The following is a 20,618-nucleotide window of genomic DNA, read 5'->3' on the forward strand; positions in this document are numbered from 1 at the left end:
ATGCGCTTCGCTACGACCGCGCTACGACATAGCCTAATCGCCGGCCGGTGCCTTCACTGGGTGCAATGGTGAAGAAGACGTGTTCATTGGCACCGGTATCGCGGGTTTCCTCGCGCAACTTGTCGCCGGAGGGGGCCTTTTGCGACGATTCGCGCGAGGAAACCTCGGATTCCGCCTAATTGGCGTAGGGGAATGGCGGGGAGGGGATGCCGGGTTGGCGTGCCAGCCCGTGCGAGGAGAGTATGCGTGCGATCCTGCCGGGGTAATCCCAATCCGCATAGTAGAAGCGCGTAGTGCTTGAGCCTTGGCGTTCCAGGCAGCGTTGCCGGTCCCGCTCCTCGTCGACGACGTCACGGATGGCTCTGCCGGACGTCATGGTCGGGTCCACGTATTTGCGCACGCCGTCGAATTCGCCGATGAGTTTCGACCCGTCCTCCCTTTGCCATAGGTAGTCGACGCGATGCACCCGTCCTCGTCGCTCCAGACAGGGGAATTCGACCTGGATGTCGTCCGTCGGGTATCCGATGGTGGCGAATACGCCGCGGCCTTCGGATTCGCCGCCGTTCTCGCTGCGCCCGTCCGCGAGATCGAACATCGCCTCTATACGCTTCCGGTCCCGTACATATGGCAGGGAACATGGATAGTTCCGCAACACCAGCGGATCGACCTTGCCCAGGCGCAATGCCGAATCCATCGGAGCAAGCGCATACCGCGCCGGCAGTCTCGCCACGCAGTCGTAAAGGGTGCGCATCAGTCCCGTCACCTGGATCCCGTCGAGTGTCTCCACATCGGGATGGGTGATCGCATACCGTATGAGCCGCGTGGAGGGCCGGATGCGCGTCGGACGGTCCGAGACGATGCAGATCGGTCCGCACAATCGGTACGAGCAGTCCAGCCCATGCATGACTGCGGCGGTGGGCCCGCAGAATACCCAATCCGGATGCATTGCGGAGAGCGAGCGCACGACATGCCGCACCTGCTCGTGACGGTCGAGGCGTTTCCAATAGTCGGCGCGCGCATACAATCCGCGATATGGACGCACCACTGCGCCGGATCTGACGCGTCGCGCAATCGCGCTGACGTCCGTGCCGGTGCGTGGCCGGGCGCAACGCCGCGCCAGCTGTGCGGCGTCGAAGAGCAGGTTCAGTGCATGATGGTCGTCCATGGGAAAAGTCTACCCGCCGCCATGCTCCGTACGTTCCGTTCGGGCCTCCGAACCGCGCATGTCGGTGCTGATTCGCCTCGCCGAAATCGTCGGTATCGCGGGTTTCCTCGCGCAACTTGTCGCCGGAGGGGGCTGTTTGCGACGATTCGCGCGAGGAAACCACGGATTCCGCCTAATTGGCGTAGGGAAAGCGAAGGCCCGGCTCCGTGGAATGCGGAACCGGGCCCCGGGATTCGGGAATCGGACGGATGCCGATCAGTCGTTCAGGGAGCGACGACGCAGCATCAGCGCACCGCCCACACCCAGCAGGGCAAGCGCGGCGACGACGCCTGCGGCGACGTTCGTGCCGGTCTTGGCCAGAGCGTTGGACTTGGGCGCGTTGGCGTTGTTGCCGGTGGTCGGGGTGGTGGTCTTGCCGGCGTTGACGGCGGGCTTCTTGTCGTTCGTCTCGCCGTTCGGCTTCTGGCCGTTGTTGCCGTTGTTGTTGTTCTGCTCCAGCACGACCTTGTCGAGCGTGGTGAACACGTAGGTGACGGTGGCACCGGATTCACGGCCGGTGTAGGTCACGGTCTGCGTGTCGAAGTCGTCGTAGGAGCGCACGGCCTTGCCGTTCTTGTAGACGGCGAACTTGGCGCCGCCCTGGTCGGTGCCGTTGGCGGCGGTGTAGTGGAACAGCTTCTCGGCGTCCTGCGCGCTGTAGCCGGGGACGGAGTTGTGCAGTCCCTTGAGCTGGGCGTCGGTCAGCTTCGTGTAGACGGTCGTCGTGGCGGCCCATCCGTCGAAGCCCTTGCTGGTGTCCTGCTGCTCGGGGAAGGTCCAGTACGAGGTCTCAAGGTAGGTGCGTTCGGCGGCGCTGAAGCCGGAGAGCACGTCCTTCGGCTGGGTCGGCTGCTCGGGTTCGGTGGCGGTGACGGTGACGGTGAGCTTGGCGGAGACGCCTTCGGCGGCGGTGCCCTTCTTGCCGGTCAGCGTGACGGTGGCCTTGCCGGCCTTCACGGCCTTGACCCGCACGTCGGTGGCGGGGTTGGCGCCCATGTCCACGAACTCGAGGACCTTGTCGGTCTGTTCGATGGCCCAGTCGAAGTCGGCCTTGTCCACGTTCTCGAGCTTGGCGCTCAGGCCGAGCTCCTCATTGACCTTCAGTGTGGTCGTATTGTTGGTGAAGCCGTTGCCGTCCTTACCGACGATGGCGGCCGACTTGGCCGCGGGCTCGGTGGGCGTGGTGGCCGTCAGGTGGATGGTGCCGCCCTTTTCGTTGCCGAGGACGGTCAGGTAGGCGCCGGCCTTGAGATCCACGGTCTTGGATTCCACGCTGGTGCCGGACTGGTTGCCCTTGACGGTCAGGGAGAAGGAGGAGTACTTGCCGGCGTTGGGGTCGGAGGTGAAGATGCCGTCCGCGGTGCGCGATCCGGGGTACATGCCCACCTGAGCGGTCTTCAGCTGGTCGCCGGTGGCGGTGTACGTCACGTTGTATTCGCCGGGCTTGACGCCGACGTACTTGGTCTCAGTGGTGTGCTTGTCCTTGGTGGTGGTGCCGTTGTTCAGCACGGCCGTCGGGACGTCCTTGTCGCTGTTCACCGCGACGATGCCGAGGGAGCTGCTCTTGAGGCCGTCGTTATGCGTCGGCAGTCCCGACAGTGCGAAATCGTACGTCTGGTATGTCGGTTCGGCGGCGGATGCGGCGGTCGTGCCGGCGAATCCGGCCATGCCGACGGTCAGGGCCGCGGCGAGCAGTCCGGCGGCCGCCCTGGCGATCCGGCTGGTCTTCGTCCATGTTGTCATTGTGACGAACTTCCTTGTCTCTAGGGATAATGCGATCGTGCGGCGTTTCGTAAAACAGCACCGATACAACCCCACGAATACCTCCATGATAATCCTTAACGGGGGCTTGGGAAATACTTGGATAAAACTACGTAATTGCTGAATTGTGCCGTTATCCGGGGATATAACGATTTACGGGGGGTGGTTCATCGACGCCCCGCAATCAAGTTCAACTGTTATGGTTTCGTGTTGCACAGTCGGAAAAACTGTTGTACTGTTCTATATGACAGCACAACAGTACTGGTGCGGTCCAAAAACAGAAAGGGGCAGGGAATGAGGCTGATCATCTCTTCCGTGTCCGGCGAACCCATCTACGAGCAGATCAAGACGCAGATCCGCTCGGCGGTGCTCTCCGGCGAACTCGAAGCGGGCGAGGCGTTGCCCTCGCTGCGCAAGCTCGCCAAGGAGCTCCGCGTCTCCGTGCTCACCGTCACCAGGGCGTACAACGAACTGGCGGGCGAGGGCATCGTGCGCAACGTCCAGGGCAAAGGCACCTTCGTCATGCCGAAGGGCAATGACGTCATGAGGGACCGGCTGTCCGAACGGGTGCGGGGATGCCTCGCCGAAGCGGCGAAGGCGGCGAAGGCGGCGGACATCCCGGCCGCCGAACTGCACGCCATGCTCGACGAGGCATACCGCGGCGATCCGCGGAGTGGGAAAGCCCGGAAAAACAACGACATATGACCTCCGCTACGTACTTTTTTGCGGAAATGCATACGGAAGTCATGATGACAGGGGAAAGGCAGACCATGGCGCTCGACACGATCGCCGACGCCACGCCGCTCGCACTCAGCGTGAACGGCGTCGGCAAACGGTACGACACCGGCTTCCGGCTCGACGACATCACGTTCGACCTGCCCGCCGGATACATCATGGGTCTCATCGGACCCAACGGCGCGGGCAAGTCCACGCTCATCAGACTGATCCTCAACATGGTACGGCGCGACGCCGGCTCCATCGAGGTGTTCGGGCTCGACAACATCAAGGACGAGGAACGCGTCAAGGAACAGCTCGGCGTCGTCTTCGACTCCAGCTATTTCGTCGACGTGTGGACCGTCAACAAGGTGGAGCATGCCGTGCGCGGACTGTATTCCACATGGAATCACCGGTTGTTCGGCGATTATCTGCGTCGTTTCGGGCTCGACCGGCGCAAGAAGGTCAAGGAGCTCTCGCGCGGCATGCTGATGAAGCTCATGCTCGCCGTGGCCCTCAGCCACGACGCCCGGCTGCTCATCCTCGACGAGCCGACCAGCGGCCTCGACGTGCTCGCCCGTGACGAGCTCATGGACATCCTCCACGAATACATCGAGGACGGCGAACACACCGTGCTGTTCAGCACGCACATCACATCCGACCTGGAGAACGCCGCCGACTTCATCACCTACATTACCCGCGGGCGGCTGTACTTCACAGGCCCGAAGGACGAGTTCCTCGACGCGTTCCGCGTGGTCAAGGGCGGGCTCGGCGACCTTGACGAGTCGCTGCGGGAACGTGCCGTTGGCATCCACCGGTATGAAACGGGATTCGATGCGTTGCAGCGGGTGGAGGATATCCGCGACCTGCGCGGGGCAAGGCAGTCTCGGCTGCTGGTGGAGCCGGCCAGCATCGACGAGATCATCCGGCTGACGAACGTGAAGGACGGCGACAAAGGAAAGGGGAACACGCGATGAACTCGGTGATCAGATCCATGCGCGTGGACTGGGCGCGCATGACCAGCGCAGGGTACGGCATGATCGCCGGCTACGTGTTGTCGATGCCGATACTGATGGCGGTGCTGACGCTCGTCTTGAGCGGCGACGATACCGTTGCGGTGATCCTCTGGCTGTACAAGTACCTTGCCGGCCTGAACCTGATGATGTACGTGAGCTTCATGACCTTCCCCTCCGTGTATCAGGATATGGGCAACAATGCGGATATGAACGGGCTGATGCCGGTGTCCCGTCGCAATCAGGTGCTGGGACGGTACGCGTATCTGCTGCTCTTCGGCGTGGTGTTCGTGGTGACCACGGCCCTCACGTATCCGCTGGCCTTCGCCGTCGCCGGTCGGCTGGGGTCCATGGGCGCCCTGCCGTGGGGGATGCTGGCCGCACTGCTGTTCGCATACGTGGTGCTCGCCGCCATCGTGCTTACGCTCGTCTATCGATTCAAGTCGCAGACGCTCCTGTACGTCGTGGTCTTCGCCGGTTCCGGACTGGTGCTGTGCGGATTCGTCCTTGCGGCGCGGTTTTCCGAGCAGGTACAGATGGTCATGGGGTGGCTCGGCTCCCACGTGTTCTCGTCGGTCTGGATCACCGGCGTGCTGGGCGTGGTCATCGCCGCGGTCGTGCTTGCGGGTTCGTATCTGCTGTCGGTGAGACTGTACGAGCGCAAGGAGATGTAGGTTCGTTCCATATGAACGGCCGGTGAGTTCCCATAGTGGGTTCTCACCGGCCGTTTCGTTCCCTTGACTGTTCCTTCTAATCCGTGTTCCTTCTAATCCGTGGAATGCGGACTATTCCAGTCCGATGGACCTCAGATGATGCGTGGTCAGGGCGGTGACGTTGAGATCGCCGGATTCGGCGGCGAGTCTGATCGCGCGCGGGCCTTCGGCCGCATAGCTGTAGGAGCTGAGCACCTGATGGCCGTCGTTCACGTAGACCTCCACGGAGCCGCGGTCCACGAACACGCGCAGCTTGAGTTCATCGGCCTCCAGCTCGGCACGGTCGAGCGGCGCCATGCGGTAGCCGCGGTCGCCGTATTTGTTGGCCTGACGGTCCACGACCACGCCGCCGAGCTGGTCGTCGTAGGCGATGTACGTGTAGGAGCCGTCCTCGGTGGCGTGCACCTTCAGTCCCGCACGCTCGGCGGTGGTGTGCCTCAGATCGATGGTCATCTCGATCTCGACGGCTTCGGCGTCGTCCATCACCGTGCGTTCGGTGCCGGACTTGACCTCAAGGGCGCCGATCTCGTCGGTGTCCTCGCGCAGGCCGGCCATCTCGGCCGCCGGAGCGGTGTGCACGTCGCCGTCGTCGCCGAGGAACACCTCGCGCGGCAGCGTCAGCTGTCCGCACCAGCCGTCTTCCTGCATCGGGATCGGGTCGACGAACGGGCTGAGCCAGCCGTACATGATCTGCCGGCCGTCGGTGTTGTCGGCGGTGTCGCCGGGCACGGTGTTGAACGACTGCGGCGCATAGAAGTTGTGTCCGCAGTCCCACAGGCGGAAGTCGGTCTCGGGCTTGAACTCGCCGCCAGGCTCCCACGTGCCGATCATGTATCCGGCGTTGTTGGCGTTGCGGTTCATGAAGCCGCTCGGCTTCGAGCCCATGGCGGAGAAGCCGATGACCCACTTCTCGTTGCCGTCCTTGTCGGTTACGGGGAAGAAGTCGGGGCATTCGAGCATGAACACGTCCGGGTCCGGGTGCTCGAAGAGCACGGTCCTGAACGTCCATTCGACCATGTCCTCGGAGGTGTAAAGCCACATCTGGCCGCGCTTCTCGGCGGAGGAGACGCCGAAGGTCATGTACCACACGCCGTTGGTCTTCCACACCTTCGGGTCGCGGAAGTGGGAGTTCACCTTCTCGCGGGGGCAGTCGACGACGACGCCCTTCTTCTCGACCGTGTTGAGGGTGTCGTCGGTCGGTTCGGCGAGCATCTGCACCTGCCATTCGCCGTCGGAGCCGTCCACGCCGTTGGCCCAGCGGTGGCCGGTGTAGTAGAAGCGCGCGTGGCCGTCGTCGTCGATCACGGCGGAGCCGGAGAACACGCCGTCCTTCTCCTCCTCAAGGCTGGGGGCGAAGGTGATGGGTTCGCGGCGCCACGTGACCATGTCGTCGCTGGAGACATGGCCCCAGTGGCAGGAGCCCCATCGGGTGCCGTACGGATGCAGCTGGTAGTAGACGTGCCAGCGGCCCTTGTGGAAGCACAGGCCGTTGGGGTCGTTGATCCAACCGCCGTCGGACGCGATGTGGAATTTCGGGTACCAGCGGTCGTTGCGCGAGGCCGCCAGCTTGGCGACTCCGGCCTCGGCCTTGGCGAGTTCCTCGCCGTGGTCCTTGATGGGGGAGTAGGTGGGTGTGAAGTCACTCATCGTCGAATGGTCCTTTCTTGTTTGCGGGTTGGGTTTGCGCTCTGCTATGGAAGTGGGCTCCCCTCAGTCCGCTACGCGGACAGCTCCCCTCAAGGAGGGGAGCCGAGGGTATGCCGCGGGAGGGCTTACTTGGCCTCGGAGGCCTTGGCCGCTTCCATCTCACGAAGTTGCCTGTCGGTGTAGAACGGGTCGCCGCCGACCTCCTGGTCGTCGCGCTTGATGACGAAGATGCCGTAGATCAGCGCCGCGAGCACGATTGCGGAGATGACCCAGAAGGTCACGCGGGAGCCCATGTCGTTGTTCGGCATGATGGCCGACATCTTGTCGTGGAAGGCGCCCAGTGGCGTGGAGAAGATGACCTGGCCGACCTGCGAGGCGATCTGGAATCCCACCATGTACAGCGTGGCGGAGAGCTTGGTGTCGAAGTGCAGGGTGAAGTAGCGGAACGCCGGCAGGCAGAACAGCGGAACCTCGATGGAGTGGAACAGCTTGACGATGGACACGGTGACCGGGTCGTGGAACACGCCGCACAGGCCGATGCGCAGGAACATCACGGTGGCGCCGAGCAGCAGGGCGTTGCGCACGCCGACCTTCCTCATGATGATCGGCACGACGCCCATCATGGCGGATTCGAGGAACACCTGGAAGCCGTTGAGTGTGCCGTAGGTGGCGTTGCCGATGGCCTCGGTGGGGAAGAGGTTGGCGTAGTAGGTGGGGAACATCTGCTGGTCGAACACGGTGTAGAAGGTGTTGGTCAGCAGCATGAAGACGATGAGCACCCACAGGGTTGGCATCTTGAGCACCGCCACCATCTCCTTGAAGGAGGGGTTGGTGGGCTCGGCGTTCGGGTCGGATTCCTTCTTCAGTTCGTCCTTCTGCTCGCTCGGCACCCAGAAGGCGTAGACGAGCAGCATGCACACGCCGAAGGCGGAGCCGACCCAGAAGTTGATGAGCGGGTTGATGTTGAACAGGAAGCCTGCACACAGCGCGACGATGGCGTAGCCGAAGGAGCCCCAGGCACGGGACTGGCCGTATTCGAAGCCGAACTTACGGGAATAGCGTTCGGTGACGGCCTCGAACAGCGAGCAGCCGGACATGAAGCCCGCGGAGAGCACGATGGATCCGAGGAACGAGCCGATGTAGCGGGTGGTGCCGCCGGCGAGGATCATCGGCGCGTAGACGAACTGCACGAACGGGCCGACGAGCGCGGCGACGAGGGAGACGAAGATCACCAGCTTGCGCTTGATGCCGAGCTGGTCCTGGATGGCGCCATACACGAACATGATGACGAGTGTGGCCAGCGAGTTGATGGAGTAGATGGTGCCGACCTCGGCGTTGGTGAGCCCCACGCCGGAGATGAGCCAGCGCTGGAAGAACGACCACCAGATGCCCCAGGAGCAGAAGAACAGAAAGATGCCGAAGGAGCTTTGCAGGTATGAGGGGTTCCGCCAGACCTTGTTGCTTGCCATGTCGATTCCTTTTCTCTCATGGTGTTTCCGACTTGGATCTTGGATTCGCAGCTTTGCGGTTGTGGTTCATTCGCGACCACGCCTGCCGGGGCTTCGTGGCGTTCTGATTGCATCTATTGATTGCGTCTATTGGTTGTGTCGACTGATTGCATCGACTGGCTGCGTCGATTGGCTGTGCCGAATCATATCGCCATGCCCCGTTGCCGTGGTCTTGGTTAACGATATTAACAATGGAATGACATTTCGTCAAACGATTGACGTCATGATTGACAACACCATGGCGGGAAGGTTGGTATTCGTGGGAAAACGACGGTGGAAAAGCGGGTATCGCCGGCGTGTCGCCGGGGGTGGGGTGAGTCGCCCCGTCAGATGTGAAGACAGGTGCGGTCCCTCGCCGGGGCCGCACCCGGATGTCCGCCGTGGACTATCGACGGACCGATTCCTTGTCGATCAGCGTGCAGTGGATGCGTGCCGCATTGCCGTCCAACGGCGGGATGGGGGAGCGGGTCTCGGGCAGCGGCAACCCGCCGAGGGAACGATGCTCGATGAGGGAGACGAGCTTGAGCGTGCTCCAATATCCCATCTCATAGTGCGGCAGGTCCACGGTGGTCAGCCGTGGGGCGAGCGTCTCCGCGAAGATCCGGTGGTTGTCCACGCCCACGACGCTGACGTCGCGGGCGACGACGAGGCCACGCCGTGCCGCGGCCTCGTAGACGTACCATGCGCGTGCGTCGTTGAAGCAGAAGAACCCGTCGGGATGTCTCTCGTCGAACAGCCTTTCGACGACGTCGAGCGCGGGCTGGTTGAAGGTCGTGCCGACCTCAAGGCCGGGGTCGAAGCGGCGCCCGGCCTCCTGCAGCGCCCGGCGGTACCCGGCGCGCCGTCCGGTATCGGCGGCGTAGGTCCGGTCGTTGGCGCCGATGTAGGCGATGCTCCGGCAGCCGGCGCGGATGAGATGGCGTGTGGCGTCGTATCCGATGGACTCCTCGTCGGGGACTATGGACGGTGCGCGCCCGTCCGCGTCGCTGCCATCCAGCAGCACCGTGGGAAGCGGCTTCACCCCCTCGGGCAGCGTCGTGCGCTGGTTGAACATGCGGGCGTAGATGAAGCCGTCCACCCCGTATTGCCTGAGCGTGCTGATCTCATGGTCCTCAAGTTCGGCGTCGCCGTTCGTGTTGACGGTCAGCAGCATGTACCCCAACGAGCGGGCGGCGTCCTGGGCCCCCAGGATCAGACGCCCGGCATACGGCGTGGTTGCGATCTCGTCGCTGACGAAGCCGAGGATGCGCGTCTTGCTGGTCCGCAGGCTCCGCGCGAGCGGATTCGGCTTATATCCCAGAGTCTCCGCCGTTTTTCGCACTTTTTTGGCCACGGTGGGTTTCACTCGCCCGACGTCCCTGTTGTTCAATACCAACGACACCGTCGAGATTGATACCCCCGTGCGTTCGGCGATCTCCTTCATCGTTGTCATAGGCACTACGTTAACGCTTTTCGCGCTGACCGCCCCATGTTTATCGCTTTTGCCTCAGGATTTCGTTCACCAGATCGACCTTTCCCTTCATCTGATGGTCGAATCCCGGACGCATGTCCATCTGCAGGCTCACCTGGGTCCGGTACCCGTGGTCATAGAGCACGAAGGCCGCGCGTTTGACCATGGCGAGCACGGCGTCGTAATCCCCCTCGATGTCGGTGCTCATGGCATGGGTGCTGTTGTCGAGACCGGAATCGCGGATGACGTCGATGACCTGCGCCACGTATTCGCTGAGCTCCTCGCCCACGCCGGTCGGCCAGATGGTCAGTTGGGCGAGCGTGTTGACATAGCGTTCGGCCGGGTTGTCCTCCCCGCGCGGCGTCGCCTGGGGGCGTGGCGCGTGCCCGTGACGTCCTTCCCCGCGCACGGACCTCCACGCCTCCACGAGCCGTTCCGTGGCGAGGCGCGGGTCGTCGGCTCCGGCGATGGCGGAGACCACGAACCATCCCGCCGCCTTCGTGCGGGCCAGCGGGGCGATGTCGGCGAGCTTCACGCCTCCGCCGACCACCACCGGATAGGCGCTGACCTCGCACAGGCGGGCGATCGCCGCGATGGATCCGGCGTCGTCGTCCGCCTTCTCGATGAGCGTGGCCTCGGGCTTGGTCCCGGTCGGATGGACGGCGCCTGCGCCGATGTAGTCCACCACGCCCGCGGGGAGCCCGTCGATGATGTCGAACAGCTCCGTGGTGTTGGCGGAAAGCCCGACGATGGCGTCGGGTCCGAGCAGCCGACGGCATGATTCGGCGGGCACATCGGTCTGGCCCACATGCACGCCGTCCACCTTGATGCCGAGCCCCCGGGCGGCGAGCACCGCGTCGAGCCGGTCGTCGATGAGCAGAGGCACCGTGTCGGACTTGCCCGCCTCGGCTATGACGTCGGCGATGTCCCTTGCCATGTCGATGATCTCTCCGGCGTCGGCGTGCTTGGCGCGCAGCTGGACGATGGTGGCGCCGCCGTCGAGCGCCTGACGGACCACCTCGGTCACCGGACGGCCGTTCGTGTCGTCGGGGCCGAGCACCAGATATGCGGAAAGGTCGAAGGAGTCGCGCATGGAGGCGTAGGGGAAACGGAAGGTCATGACATGTCCTTTTCCATATAGATAGGGGACTGGGCGATCTCGTCCGCCGTGGTGTTCCACAGGGCGTCGAGGAAGGCGGTCTGGAACGAGCCGGGGCCGTTCGCCTCACGTTCGGCGCTGTCGGCGGCGCGGTTGTAGTGCAGCGCGGCGGAAACGGCCGCGGTCAACGGGTCCGTCACGCAGGCGTAGGTGGCGGTGACGCCGCCGAGGGAGCATCCCGCGCCGGTGATCTTGGTCATCCACCTGCTTCCCCCCGGAAGGCGGTAGTCGGCATCGCCGTCGGTCACCAGGTCCACCGCCCCGGACACCGAGACCACGCCGCCCGTGAACCGGGCCAGCGCGTGGGCCGCGGGGATGGCCTCGTCCACCTCGTCGCTGGCCTCCACGCCGGCCCTGCTGCGCGAGTCCGCGCCGTCGAGCCCCCAGATGCCGGCGAGGGCGATGGCCTCGGATGCGTTGCATCGGATGATGTCCGGGGGGGTGGCGGCGAAGGCGCGCAGGATGGCGCCGCGCAGTTCTCCCGCACCGGCGCCCACGGGGTCGAGGACCCAGGGCAGGCCGTGTTCGGCGGCGTCGCGCGCCGCGGCGGGGTATTCGGTGCGGAAAGGCTCCAGCAGGGTGCCCATGTTGATGTAGGTGGCCTTGGATGCGCCGTGGTCGAGCGCTGCGGCCTCCTCGCCGCTGTAGTGCATGGCGGCGGTGCCCCCGACGGCCAGCTGGGCGTTGGCGACGAGATTGATGGTGACGAAGTTGGTGAGCGACTGCGCCAGCGGCGTGGTGCGTCGCACGGCGTTCACCGCCGCGGCGACCGAGACGCGCAGCGGGGCGGCGATGCCGAGGTTGCGACGGGCCGCCGGGGCCGCGGATTGTGTTGCCGAAGTCATCGAATGCCTCCCTACGATGGTGTTAGCCAACAGGTTCCAAGGGTCAGGCCGCGGCCTTCTCAACCTTGCGGCTCGGGCCGCGTCGGTTCCCCTGGCATGATGGTTCCATAACGTATGCGGCGGCTAGGACAGTGGCGGCGTGCGCGGCCTCCGTCGCGGCGCGCGGTGTGTCAGTGCTGGGCGGTAGAGTCGTTGCCGACTATTTCGACATCGTTGACCCCTATATAGAAGGTGGATTGTGGCTGAATCGAAACTTGATGCGGTGGTGTCCCTGGCGAAGCGTCGCGGGTTCGTGTTCCCGGCCGGCGAGATTTACGGCGGCACGCGTTCCGCATGGGACTACGGTCCGCTTGGCGTTGCCTTGAAGGACAACATCAAGCGCGAATGGTGGCGCTCCATGGTCGTCACCCGCGGCGACGTCGTGGGCGTCGACACCTCCATCATCCTGCCTTCCGAGGTGTGGGTGGCTTCCGGCCACGTGTCCGTGTTCAACGACCCGCTCGTCGAATGCCTGAACTGCCACAAGCGCAACCGCGCCGACAAGCTTGAGGAGAGCTATGCGGAGAAGCATGGCGACACCCTTCCGGAGAACGGCATGGCGGACATCGTCTGCCCGAACTGCGGCACCCGCGGCAAGTGGACCGAGCCGCGCGACTTCAACATGATGCTGCGCACGCACCTCGGGCCGGTGGAGGACGAGAACAGCCTGCACTATCTGCGCCCGGAGACCGCGCAGGGCATCTTCGTGGACTTCAAGAACGTGATGACCTCCTCGCGCTCCAAGCCGCCGTTCGGCATCGCGAACATCGGCAAGAGCTTCCGCAACGAGATCACGCCCGGCAACTTCATCTTCCGCACCCGCGAGTTCGAGCAGATGGAGATGGAGTTCTTCGTGCAGCCCGGCACCGACGAGGACTGGCACCAGTACTGGATCGACGCCCGCACCCAGTGGTATCTGGACCTCGGCGTCAAGCCGGAGAACCTGCGCCACTACGAGCATCCGAAGGAGAAGCTCGCCCACTACTCCAAGCGCACGGTGGACATCGAATACAAGTTCGGCTTCCAGGGTTCCGACTGGGGCGAGCTTGAGGGCGTGGCCAACCGCACCGACTTCGACCTGTCCGCCCACGCGAAGCACTCGGGCGAGGACTTGAGCTACTTCAATCAGGCCACCGGCGAGAAGTACGTGCCGTACGTCATCGAACCCGCCGCGGGCCTGACCCGTTCCCTCATGTGCTTCCTCGTGGACGCCTACGACGTGGACGAGGCCCCGAACACCAAGGGCGGCGTGGACAAGCGCACCGTCCTGCGCCTCGACCCGCGTCTCGCCCCGGTCAAGGCGGCCGTGCTGCCGCTGAGCAAGAAGCCCGAGCTGAAGTCCGTGGCCGAGGATCTGGCCGCCGACCTGCGCCAGCACGAGTGGATGATCGACTACGACGAGTCCGGCGCCATCGGCCGCCGCTACCGCCGTCAGGACGAGATCGGCACCCCGCTGTGCGTCACCGTCGACTTCGATACGCTTGAGGACCACGCCGTGACCATCCGCGACCGCGACACCATGAATCAGGAGCGCGTCTCGCTGGACAAGGTCGCCGAGTACGTGGACGCCCGCATCGGCGAGCACCGCACCCGCGTGCCGATGAAGCCCGTCGCCATGGGCGGCGAGGCATGGCCGGACTCCGTGAAGATCAACGAGGCCGGCGGCCTGTACTGATCCCACACGCGTTACACCGGTTCCCCGGCGTGGCCGGACCACAAGGGTGGCGTTCCCTGCGAGACGCCACCCTTTAGTCGTCTGCCCGCCGGTCGTGACATCCAAGCGTCAGGAAGTGGAGGAATATGGAAGAGAACAGCTCCCTGCCCCCGGTCGATCTCGGCCCCATCCATGTGAAGACCCCGGTCGTGCTCTCCCCGATGGCGGGCGTGACCAACTGGCCGTTCCGCGTGCTGTGCGAGGAATACGGACCGGAGGGGCTGTACGTGGCCGAGATGATCACGGCGCGGGCGCTGGTGGCCCGCAACCCCAAGGCGCTGCGCCTCTGCCGTTTCGCGCCGGGCGAGCGGATCCGGTCGTTGCAGCTGTATGGCGTGAGCCCCGCCATCGTGGAGATGGCCGCGCGCATCGTCGTGGACGAGGGCATGGCCGACCATGTGGACCTGAACTTCGGATGCCCCGTGCCCAAGGTGACCCGTCGCGGCGGTGGTTCCGCCCTGCCATGGAAGAGCGGACTGTTCCGCGACATCATCCACCGGGTGGTGAAGGTCTGCTCCGAGGCGGACATCCCGGTCACCGCCAAGATCCGTGTTGGCATCGACCACGACCATGAGACGTTCCTCGACGCCGGCCGCATCGCCCAGGACGAGGGATGCGCGGCGGTGACGCTGCACGCCCGGACCACCGCCGAATACTATGGCGGCCACTCGGATTGGAGCCGCATCGCCGAACTGGTGGGGGAGCTGGACATCCCCGTCTTCGGCAACGGCGACATCTGGAGCGCGGACGACGCTTTGGCGATGGTGCGCCGGACCGGTTGCGCGGGCGTGGCCATCGGCCGCGGATGCCAGGGCCGTCCGTGGCTGTTCGCCGACCTCAGGAACGCCTTCGCCGGGTCGGACGAGCGCATGGAGCCCACGCTCGGCGAGGTGGGGCGAGTCATCATGAGACATGCCGAACTGCTCACCGAGTTCTACGACGGCGACGAGACGATGGCCGTCCACGACCTGCGCAAGCATGTGGCCTGGTACCTCAAGGGGTTCCCGGTGGGGGGCGGCGTGCGCAAGGCGTTCATGGAATGTGAAGACTTGGCGGATGTCCGCCGTCGGATCGACTCCCTCGACCCGGACATCCCCTATCCCCGGGCCGTCGAGGACAAGCCTCGGGGCCGTGTGCGCTACGCGAAGAAGGTGCACCTCCCTTACGGTTGGCTCGACTCCCGGGATCTGACCGACGATCAGCGACGCACGGTGATTAGCGCCGATCCGTTGGATGCCTCATACTGAGTCATATAGAGAAAACCCGTACACGCTATACAATATTCACGATTGAACGGTAATACTGCGATAGAGTTAGGCATAACCGTGAGTGACAGGAGCATACAGTGAGCGACATTGCCGAAGCTGACAACTTCAACAATAAGACCCTCATCAAGGTCGTTGGTGTGGGCGGAGCCGGCGGCAACGCGGTGAACCGAATGATCGCCGAGGGACTGCAGAACGTCCAGTTCGTCGCCATCAACACAGATGCCACCGATCTGCTGCGCTCGGATGCCGATGTCAAGATCTCCCTTTCCGACAACACCAACCGAGGCCTCGGCGCGGGCGCCGACCCGGAGAAGGGCGCCAAGGCGGCCCAGGACCACCAGTCCGACATCGAGGAGGCCCTCAAGGGGGCGGACATGGTGTTCGTCACCTGCGGCGAAGGCGGCGGCACCGGCACCGGCGCAAGCCCGCTGGTGGCCCGTTGCGCCCGCCAGCTCGGCGCGCTCACCGTGGCCGTGGTCACCCGTCCGTTCAGCTTCGAAGGTCCCCGTCGCTCCTCCTCCGCGGACACCGGCATCCAGAACCTGAGCAAGGAGGTCGACGCGCTGATCGTCATTCCGAACGACCGCCTGCTCGACCTGTCCGACCGCTCCATCAGCATCATCGACGCGTTCAAGACCGCCGATTCCGCACTGCTGGCCGGCGTTCAGGGCATCACCGACCTCATCACCATGGTCAACCCGTACATCCACGTCGACTTCGCCGACGTCACCTCCGTGCTGAAGGATTCCGGCACCGCGCTGTTCGGCATCGGATCCGCACGGGGCGAGGACCGCGCCAACCAGGCCGCGGAGATCGCCATCAGCTCCCCGTTGCTCGAATCGAGCATCGAGGGCGCCCACGGCGTGTTGCTCAACATCGCCGGCCCCATGAACCTCTCCCTGCAGGAGGCCAACGAAGCCGCCGAACTCGTACGAGAGGCCGTCCACCCCGAGGCGCAGATCATCTGGGGCCTCGCCCTCGACGACGCCTACGGCGACGAGGTGCGCGTCACGGTGATCGCCGCCGGCTTCGACGCGAAGAAGGACGTCAAGAGCTCCTACCGGCCCGTGGAGCGCAACGCGACGCACGAGCGCACCGAGGTAGCCATGCCCGAGGTCCCCGAGCTGCGTCTCGAAGACATGAACACCCGTCCCGCCGCGGCGCCCGAGCAGCAGCCGACTGCACCGGCGCCCCAGCAGGCGGCGCCGCAGGCCGCCCCCGACCGCACCAACGAGCAGCCGGTCGTCAATCCCCACACGACGTTCCCGGATTCCGGCTTCGACGATCTTGACATCCCCGATTTCCTGCGCTGACATTTTCTGAAGGAGAACTATGGCCGGTTTCATGAAGAAGACGATGTCGTATCTCGGCATGGCCGATGTCGACGTCGATGACGACATCATGCAGGAGGAGCCCGACGCCGCACCGTCGTCGTTCGACTCCGACTCCACCGTGACGCCGGCCTCCCCGGTGACGGCGAGCCCGGCGTCACCGTCACGTTCCCGCCAGACCCCGTTCAAGGCCCAGCTCAACCGTATCACCACGATCCATCCCAAGACCTACGAGGAGGCGCAGCTGGTCGGTCGCGCCATCCGGGACGGCGTGCCCGTGGTGCTGAACCTCACCGGCGTGGAGGAGAGCGTGGCGTATCGCATCGTGGACTTCTCCGCGGGTGTCGTCTTCGGCGTGCGCGGATCCATCGAACGCGTGACCCCCCGCGTGTTCCTGCTCAGCCCGGCCCAGGTCAACATCAAGGTGGAGGACACGTCGGCGGACTCGAACGCCGACATCTTCGGCGACTGACGGGCGCGTGCGGACCCAAGACACCGTTCGACGCGGGGCGAACGTGGCCGTGGGCATTGATACGGTTGCACTATGAATTTGATTGTTATTCTTCGTCTGATTATCGACTGGCTCATCAACGCCTATATCTTCGTGCTCTTCGTACGAATGATCCTCGACTGGGTCAATGTGCTCGCGCCACGATGGTACCCGCGCGGCGTCGTGGCGTCGCTGATCGACATCGTCTATCAGCTGACCGAGCCCCCGCTCCGGTGGCTGCGGCGATACATCAAACCGCTGCCGCTCGGCGCGATATACCTTGACGTGAGCTTCATCGTCCTGTATTTTGCCTTGGTGGTGCTGCAGATCATCATCTGACGCCCAGGACACACGTCGCAATTGGCATGGGTATCCCCATCCCGTCGGGGACGGCGTGCTAGCATAGTTTCGAGTACGTAATTTCATGAGCTCCTACGAGCTGAGAGTGAGGTTGGGATCTGCAATGGCCCTGTTGACACCGAATGATATTCGTAACCACATTTTCCAGACGGTTCGCTTCAAGGAAGGCTACGACATCGATGAGGTCGATGACTTCCTTGACGAGGTCACCGAAACGGTAGAGGCACTCGGCAGCCAGGCCGCGCAGTCGGGTTCCACCCAGTCCCTCGGTCCGGATGTGGCGGCGCTGAACGAGAAGATCTCGCAGCTGACCAACGAGAACGGCAAGCTGCAGAACGAGCTCGCACAGGCCAAGGCGGCACCGCAGCAGACCTCCTCCGCGGATGCCGAACAGGTGCAGGCGCTCATCAGCCAGAACGGCCAGCTCAAGTCCCAGGTCGACCAGCTCAACGCCCAGATCGACCAGCTCACCGCCCAGTCCGCCAAGAGCGACGGCATGTCCGCGCAGTTCGAGGCCGAGCGTCGCCGCTCCTCCGAACTCGCCAACCAGCTGCAGGCGGCCAAGCAGCAGATCGCCATGCTGCAGCAGTCCCAGAACTCCTCCAACGGTCAGGCAGCCCAGGCAAACAACCAGATCGCCACGCTCACTCGCGAACTCGAAGCCGCCAAGACCCGCGAATCCCAGCTTCGCGAACAGCTCTCCAAGGTGGAGCCCTCCACCGAGACCGGTAGCCTGCGCAAGATCGCCGGCGCCGGCGCCGGCGCCACCACCGAGCCGGAGCGCGCCACCGCGATGCTCGCCCTCGCCATGCAGTTGCACGACCAGTACGTGGACAAGGGTAAGGCCCAGCGCGACCAGCTCATCTCCGAAGGTCAGGCCAAGCACGAGGACGTCATCCAGAAGGCCGACGCCTACAGCAAGCGCATCCACCAGGACGCCGACTCCTACTCACAGCGCGTCCATTCCGAGGCCGACGCCTACAGCAAGAAGACCCGTAACGAGGCCGACGAATATTCGGTGAAGACCCGCAACCAGGCCGACCAATACTCCAAGAAGAACCACGAGGACTCCGAGGCCTACAGCAAGCAGGTGCGCAGCGAGGCCGACGCCTACAGCGTCCAGACCCGCCAGACCGCCGAGGAGTCCGCGAAGAAGACCCGCAACGTGGCCGACCAGTACGACCGCCGCACTCGCGATGCCGCCGACGACTACGCGCAGCAGGTCAAGGAGAAGCTGTACAACGACTCCAAGGTCATCGAAGGCAACATCGAAGGCCTCAAGCAGTTCGAAGCCGAGTACCGCAGCCGTCTGACCGAGTTCCTCGGCCAGCTCACCACGCAGATCTCGGATACGAACAACTACGCGACCATGCAGGACAACCCGCTGAACAAGTAGTTCTTCGCATCACGGTATGAGTAGCAACAACCCGACAGGACGGCCGCGTGCGTGCGTGGCCGTCTTCGCATGTGTGACCGTCTTCGCATTGGTGCTCGACCGCATCACCAAGATGATGGCATTGGAGTCATTGGATACGCAGCATTCCGTGCCGGTGATTCCGGGACTGCTGTCCCTGAGGCTGCTGCATAATCCCGGCGCATCGCTCGGCATGGGCTCGTCCATGACCTGGGCCATCGCGCTGCTGGCCATCGTCATGTCCGCGGCCATCCTCGTGGCGGGCCTGTATGCCACATCGATGCGATGGTCGGTGTGTCTCGGGCTCGCGCTGGCCGGCGCGATGGGAAACCTCATCGACCGCATCATCTATGCGAAGGGCGTGCTCGACGGCAGCGTCGTGGATTTCCTCGACTATGGGTGGTCCGTCGGCAACGTCGCCGACATCTGGCTGATGGCCGCGGGCATCGGTCTGGTCGTGCTTGTGTTCATGTCCGTGCCGCTGCGGACGCCGCGACGGGAGGACGATGCGGCGCCATCCACGACGGAGGTGCGCTGATGTCGACTATCGTTCCCGCCCCCGATGCCCTGGTGGGCAAGCGGTTCGATGTGGCCGTGGCCAAGATGACCGGCGAGTCGCGCTCGAAATCGAGCGAACTGATATCCTCCGGTCAGGTGCGGCTGCTGCATCGGTCCAGCGACCGGTCCACCACACTGCTTGCCGGGGACATGGTGGAATTCGACATCGTCGACCGCGAACCCGAACCCGAACCGGTGAGCATGGACATGGCCATTGTCTACGAGGACGACGACATCGTCGTCGTGGACAAGCCCGTCGGCGTGGCCGCGCACGCCTCGGTCGGATGGAGCGGCCCCACCGTGCTCGGCAGTCTGCTGCAGCGCGGCGTGCACATCACCGACTATGGGGCACCCGGACGGCAGGGCATCGTCAGCCGTCTCGACGTGGGCACCAGCGGGCTCATGCTGGTGTGCAAGTCCGAGCTGGCGTACAAGGAGATGCGGAGGCAGTTCTCCGAACATGAGGTGGTCAAGACCTACCACGCCATCGCCCAGGGCGATTTGGCCCAGGACAAGGCCACGATCGAGGCGCCCATAGGACGGGCCAAGGTCTCCGACTTCCGGTTCACCGTCACCCCCGCGGGCAAGCCCGCCGTCACCCACTGGGACGTGCTCGAACGGTTCGGCGAAGCAACGCTGGCCAAAATCAACCTGGAGACCGGACGCACGCACCAGATCCGCGTGCACTTCTCGTCCATCGGCCACCCGCTGGTCGGAGACCACATGTACGGGGCAAACCCCCGGCTGGCGGAGCGGCTCGGTCTGGAACGCCAATGGCTGCACGCCATGGCACTGGATTTCCGGCATCCGCGCACCCGCGTCTGGACGCATGTGGAATCCCGCTATCCCGCCGACCTCCAGCATGCGCTTGACGTCCTCCGTGAGCGCAGGGAGGCACGAAGCGAGGCATAGCGTCGTGGGCTCCGGTCGTCGTGGGCTCCGGTCCCGCCGGTCCCACGCCTGTTCCGGCACGGGACGCGGCCGGCGTCACATCGCGTTCAGCTGTGCCCAAATCGCATATGCGAGCGGCGGCAGAGCCACCAGCATGGACACGACCGCCATCCACATCCCGCGGCATGTCCTTCCGGTCCGGGCATCGGGACGCAGGCACTGCACCATCCCAACTGCCCCGGCGACGAAAGCGACCGCCGCACACGGCAGGGCGAGCATTCCCATCCCGACCGCGGCGAGCAGGACCAGGGCGTCCTCCGCCCGGTATTCGCCGCGTCCCAGATACCAATACGCGACCGCTGCCGCGCACAGCAGCAGGCAGCAGACCACGGCGAACGCCAAGGACACGATTGCGGCCGTGGAAAACGGGCGGGACGGGGCCGCGCGCGGTGGATCGTCCCGCACCATGGAACCGGCGCGGAGGGCTGCAGGAGGCTCGGGGGTGGGGTTCTGTGGTCTCATACGTCAATCATCCCCGG

Annotated in this window: 19 protein-coding genes and 1 riboswitch; of the genes, 11 read left to right on the forward strand and 8 right to left on the reverse strand. The window is 64.5% G+C overall.

The annotated features are described in order from the left end of the window. Positions 1-175: 175 nt before the first annotated feature. Positions 176-1,165 (reverse strand): CTP synthase, encoded by a 990-nt coding sequence (locus DF200_RS06125; protein WP_241520160.1) that lies wholly within the window; start codon positions 1,163-1,165, stop codon positions 176-178. Positions 1,166-1,420: 255 nt separating this feature from the next. Then, positions 1,421-2,947, reverse strand: a complete 1,527-nt coding sequence (locus DF200_RS06130; protein WP_109137403.1) for a hypothetical protein — start codon at positions 2,945-2,947, stop codon at positions 1,421-1,423. Between the two features lie 312 nt (positions 2,948-3,259). Between DF200_RS06130 and DF200_RS06135 the strand changes: the two genes are divergently transcribed. From DF200_RS06135 to DF200_RS06145, 3 genes are all read left to right on the forward strand, one after another. Continuing rightward, positions 3,260-3,670 (forward strand): GntR family transcriptional regulator, encoded by a 411-nt coding sequence (locus DF200_RS06135; protein ID WP_109137404.1) that lies wholly within the window; start codon positions 3,260-3,262, stop codon positions 3,668-3,670. Positions 3,671-3,735: 65 nt separating this feature from the next. After that, the gene (locus DF200_RS06140) at positions 3,736-4,656 is read left to right on the forward strand and encodes an ABC transporter ATP-binding protein (protein WP_109137431.1); all 921 of its coding nucleotides are present in this window, start codon (positions 3,736-3,738) and stop codon (positions 4,654-4,656) included. Next, complete coding sequence (locus DF200_RS06145; protein WP_109137405.1) at positions 4,653-5,366, forward strand: ABC-2 transporter permease; 714 nt, start codon at positions 4,653-4,655, stop codon at positions 5,364-5,366. The genes DF200_RS06140 and DF200_RS06145 overlap by 4 nt, the downstream gene beginning before the upstream one ends. Before the next feature lie 111 nt (positions 5,367-5,477). Here DF200_RS06145 and DF200_RS06150 read toward each other — a convergent pair whose 3' ends face one another. The 5 genes from DF200_RS06150 to thiM all read right to left on the reverse strand — a co-directional run bounded on the left by DF200_RS06150 (position 5,478) and on the right by thiM (position 12,014). Then, positions 5,478-7,052 carry a glycoside hydrolase family 32 protein gene (locus tag DF200_RS06150; protein ID WP_109137406.1) on the reverse strand — a complete coding sequence of 525 codons (1,575 nt, stop codon included), beginning with the start codon at positions 7,050-7,052 and terminating at the stop codon, positions 5,478-5,480. 125 nt (positions 7,053-7,177) lie between these two features. Further along, complete coding sequence (locus tag DF200_RS06155; RefSeq protein ID WP_109137407.1) at positions 7,178-8,521, reverse strand: MFS transporter; 1,344 nt, start codon at positions 8,519-8,521, stop codon at positions 7,178-7,180. A 424-nt stretch (positions 8,522-8,945) separates the two neighbouring features. After that, positions 8,946-9,992 carry a LacI family DNA-binding transcriptional regulator gene (locus DF200_RS06160; RefSeq protein WP_109137408.1) on the reverse strand — a complete coding sequence of 349 codons (1,047 nt, stop codon included), beginning with the start codon at positions 9,990-9,992 and terminating at the stop codon, positions 8,946-8,948. Positions 9,993-10,032: 40 nt separating this feature from the next. After that, positions 10,033-11,130: an MTH1187 family thiamine-binding protein gene (locus DF200_RS06165; RefSeq protein WP_109137409.1), complete on the reverse strand. Its 1,098-nt coding sequence runs from the start codon at positions 11,128-11,130 to the stop codon at positions 10,033-10,035. Then, the gene (gene thiM, locus DF200_RS06170) at positions 11,127-12,014 is read right to left on the reverse strand and encodes a hydroxyethylthiazole kinase (RefSeq protein ID WP_109137432.1); all 888 of its coding nucleotides are present in this window, start codon (positions 12,012-12,014) and stop codon (positions 11,127-11,129) included. Before thiM ends, DF200_RS06165 begins: the two co-directional genes overlap by 4 nt. After that, positions 12,006-12,117, reverse strand: a riboswitch (TPP riboswitch). It overlaps the preceding gene by 9 nt. A 135-nt stretch (positions 12,118-12,252) precedes the next feature. Between thiM and DF200_RS06175 the strand changes: the two genes are divergently transcribed. The 8 genes from DF200_RS06175 (at position 12,253) to DF200_RS06210 (ending at position 20,100) form a co-directional block, all read left to right on the forward strand. Continuing rightward, positions 12,253-13,728 (forward strand): glycine--tRNA ligase, encoded by a 1,476-nt coding sequence (locus DF200_RS06175; RefSeq protein ID WP_109137410.1) that lies wholly within the window; start codon positions 12,253-12,255, stop codon positions 13,726-13,728. Between the two features lie 125 nt (positions 13,729-13,853). After that, entirely contained in the window at positions 13,854-15,014 is a 1,161-nt protein-coding gene (gene dusB / locus DF200_RS06180) for a tRNA dihydrouridine synthase DusB (protein WP_109137411.1), read from the forward strand. A 98-nt stretch (positions 15,015-15,112) separates the two neighbouring features. After that, entirely contained in the window at positions 15,113-16,348 is a 1,236-nt protein-coding gene (ftsZ, locus tag DF200_RS06185) for a cell division protein FtsZ (protein ID WP_109137412.1), read from the forward strand. A 19-nt stretch (positions 16,349-16,367) separates the two neighbouring features. Next, a complete protein-coding gene (locus DF200_RS06190; RefSeq protein ID WP_109137413.1) occupies positions 16,368-16,838 on the forward strand; it encodes a cell division protein SepF in 471 nt (156 codons plus the stop codon). A 72-nt stretch (positions 16,839-16,910) separates the two neighbouring features. Continuing rightward, positions 16,911-17,195 (forward strand): YggT family protein, encoded by a 285-nt coding sequence (locus tag DF200_RS06195; protein ID WP_109137414.1) that lies wholly within the window; start codon positions 16,911-16,913, stop codon positions 17,193-17,195. A gap of 124 nt (positions 17,196-17,319) precedes the next feature. Then, complete coding sequence (locus DF200_RS06200; protein ID WP_109137415.1) at positions 17,320-18,612, forward strand: DivIVA domain-containing protein; 1,293 nt, start codon at positions 17,320-17,322, stop codon at positions 18,610-18,612. A 16-nt stretch (positions 18,613-18,628) separates the two neighbouring features. Beyond that, positions 18,629-19,168, forward strand: coding sequence for a signal peptidase II (locus DF200_RS06205; RefSeq protein ID WP_109137416.1), 540 nt, complete (start codon positions 18,629-18,631; stop codon positions 19,166-19,168). Beyond that, entirely contained in the window at positions 19,168-20,100 is a 933-nt protein-coding gene (locus DF200_RS06210; protein ID WP_109137417.1) for an RluA family pseudouridine synthase, read from the forward strand. The genes DF200_RS06205 and DF200_RS06210 overlap by 1 nt, the downstream gene beginning before the upstream one ends. Positions 20,101-20,175: 75 nt before the next feature. Here the strand turns inward: DF200_RS06210 and DF200_RS06215 are convergent, their stop codons facing one another. Further along, positions 20,176-20,601, reverse strand: coding sequence for a hypothetical protein (locus DF200_RS06215; RefSeq protein ID WP_109137418.1), 426 nt, complete (start codon positions 20,599-20,601; stop codon positions 20,176-20,178). Positions 20,602-20,618 lie beyond the last annotated feature (17 nt).

This window comes from Bifidobacterium catulorum, assembly GCF_003129925.1.
GTDB classification, from domain to species: domain Bacteria; phylum Actinomycetota; class Actinomycetes; order Actinomycetales; family Bifidobacteriaceae; genus Galliscardovia; species Galliscardovia catulorum.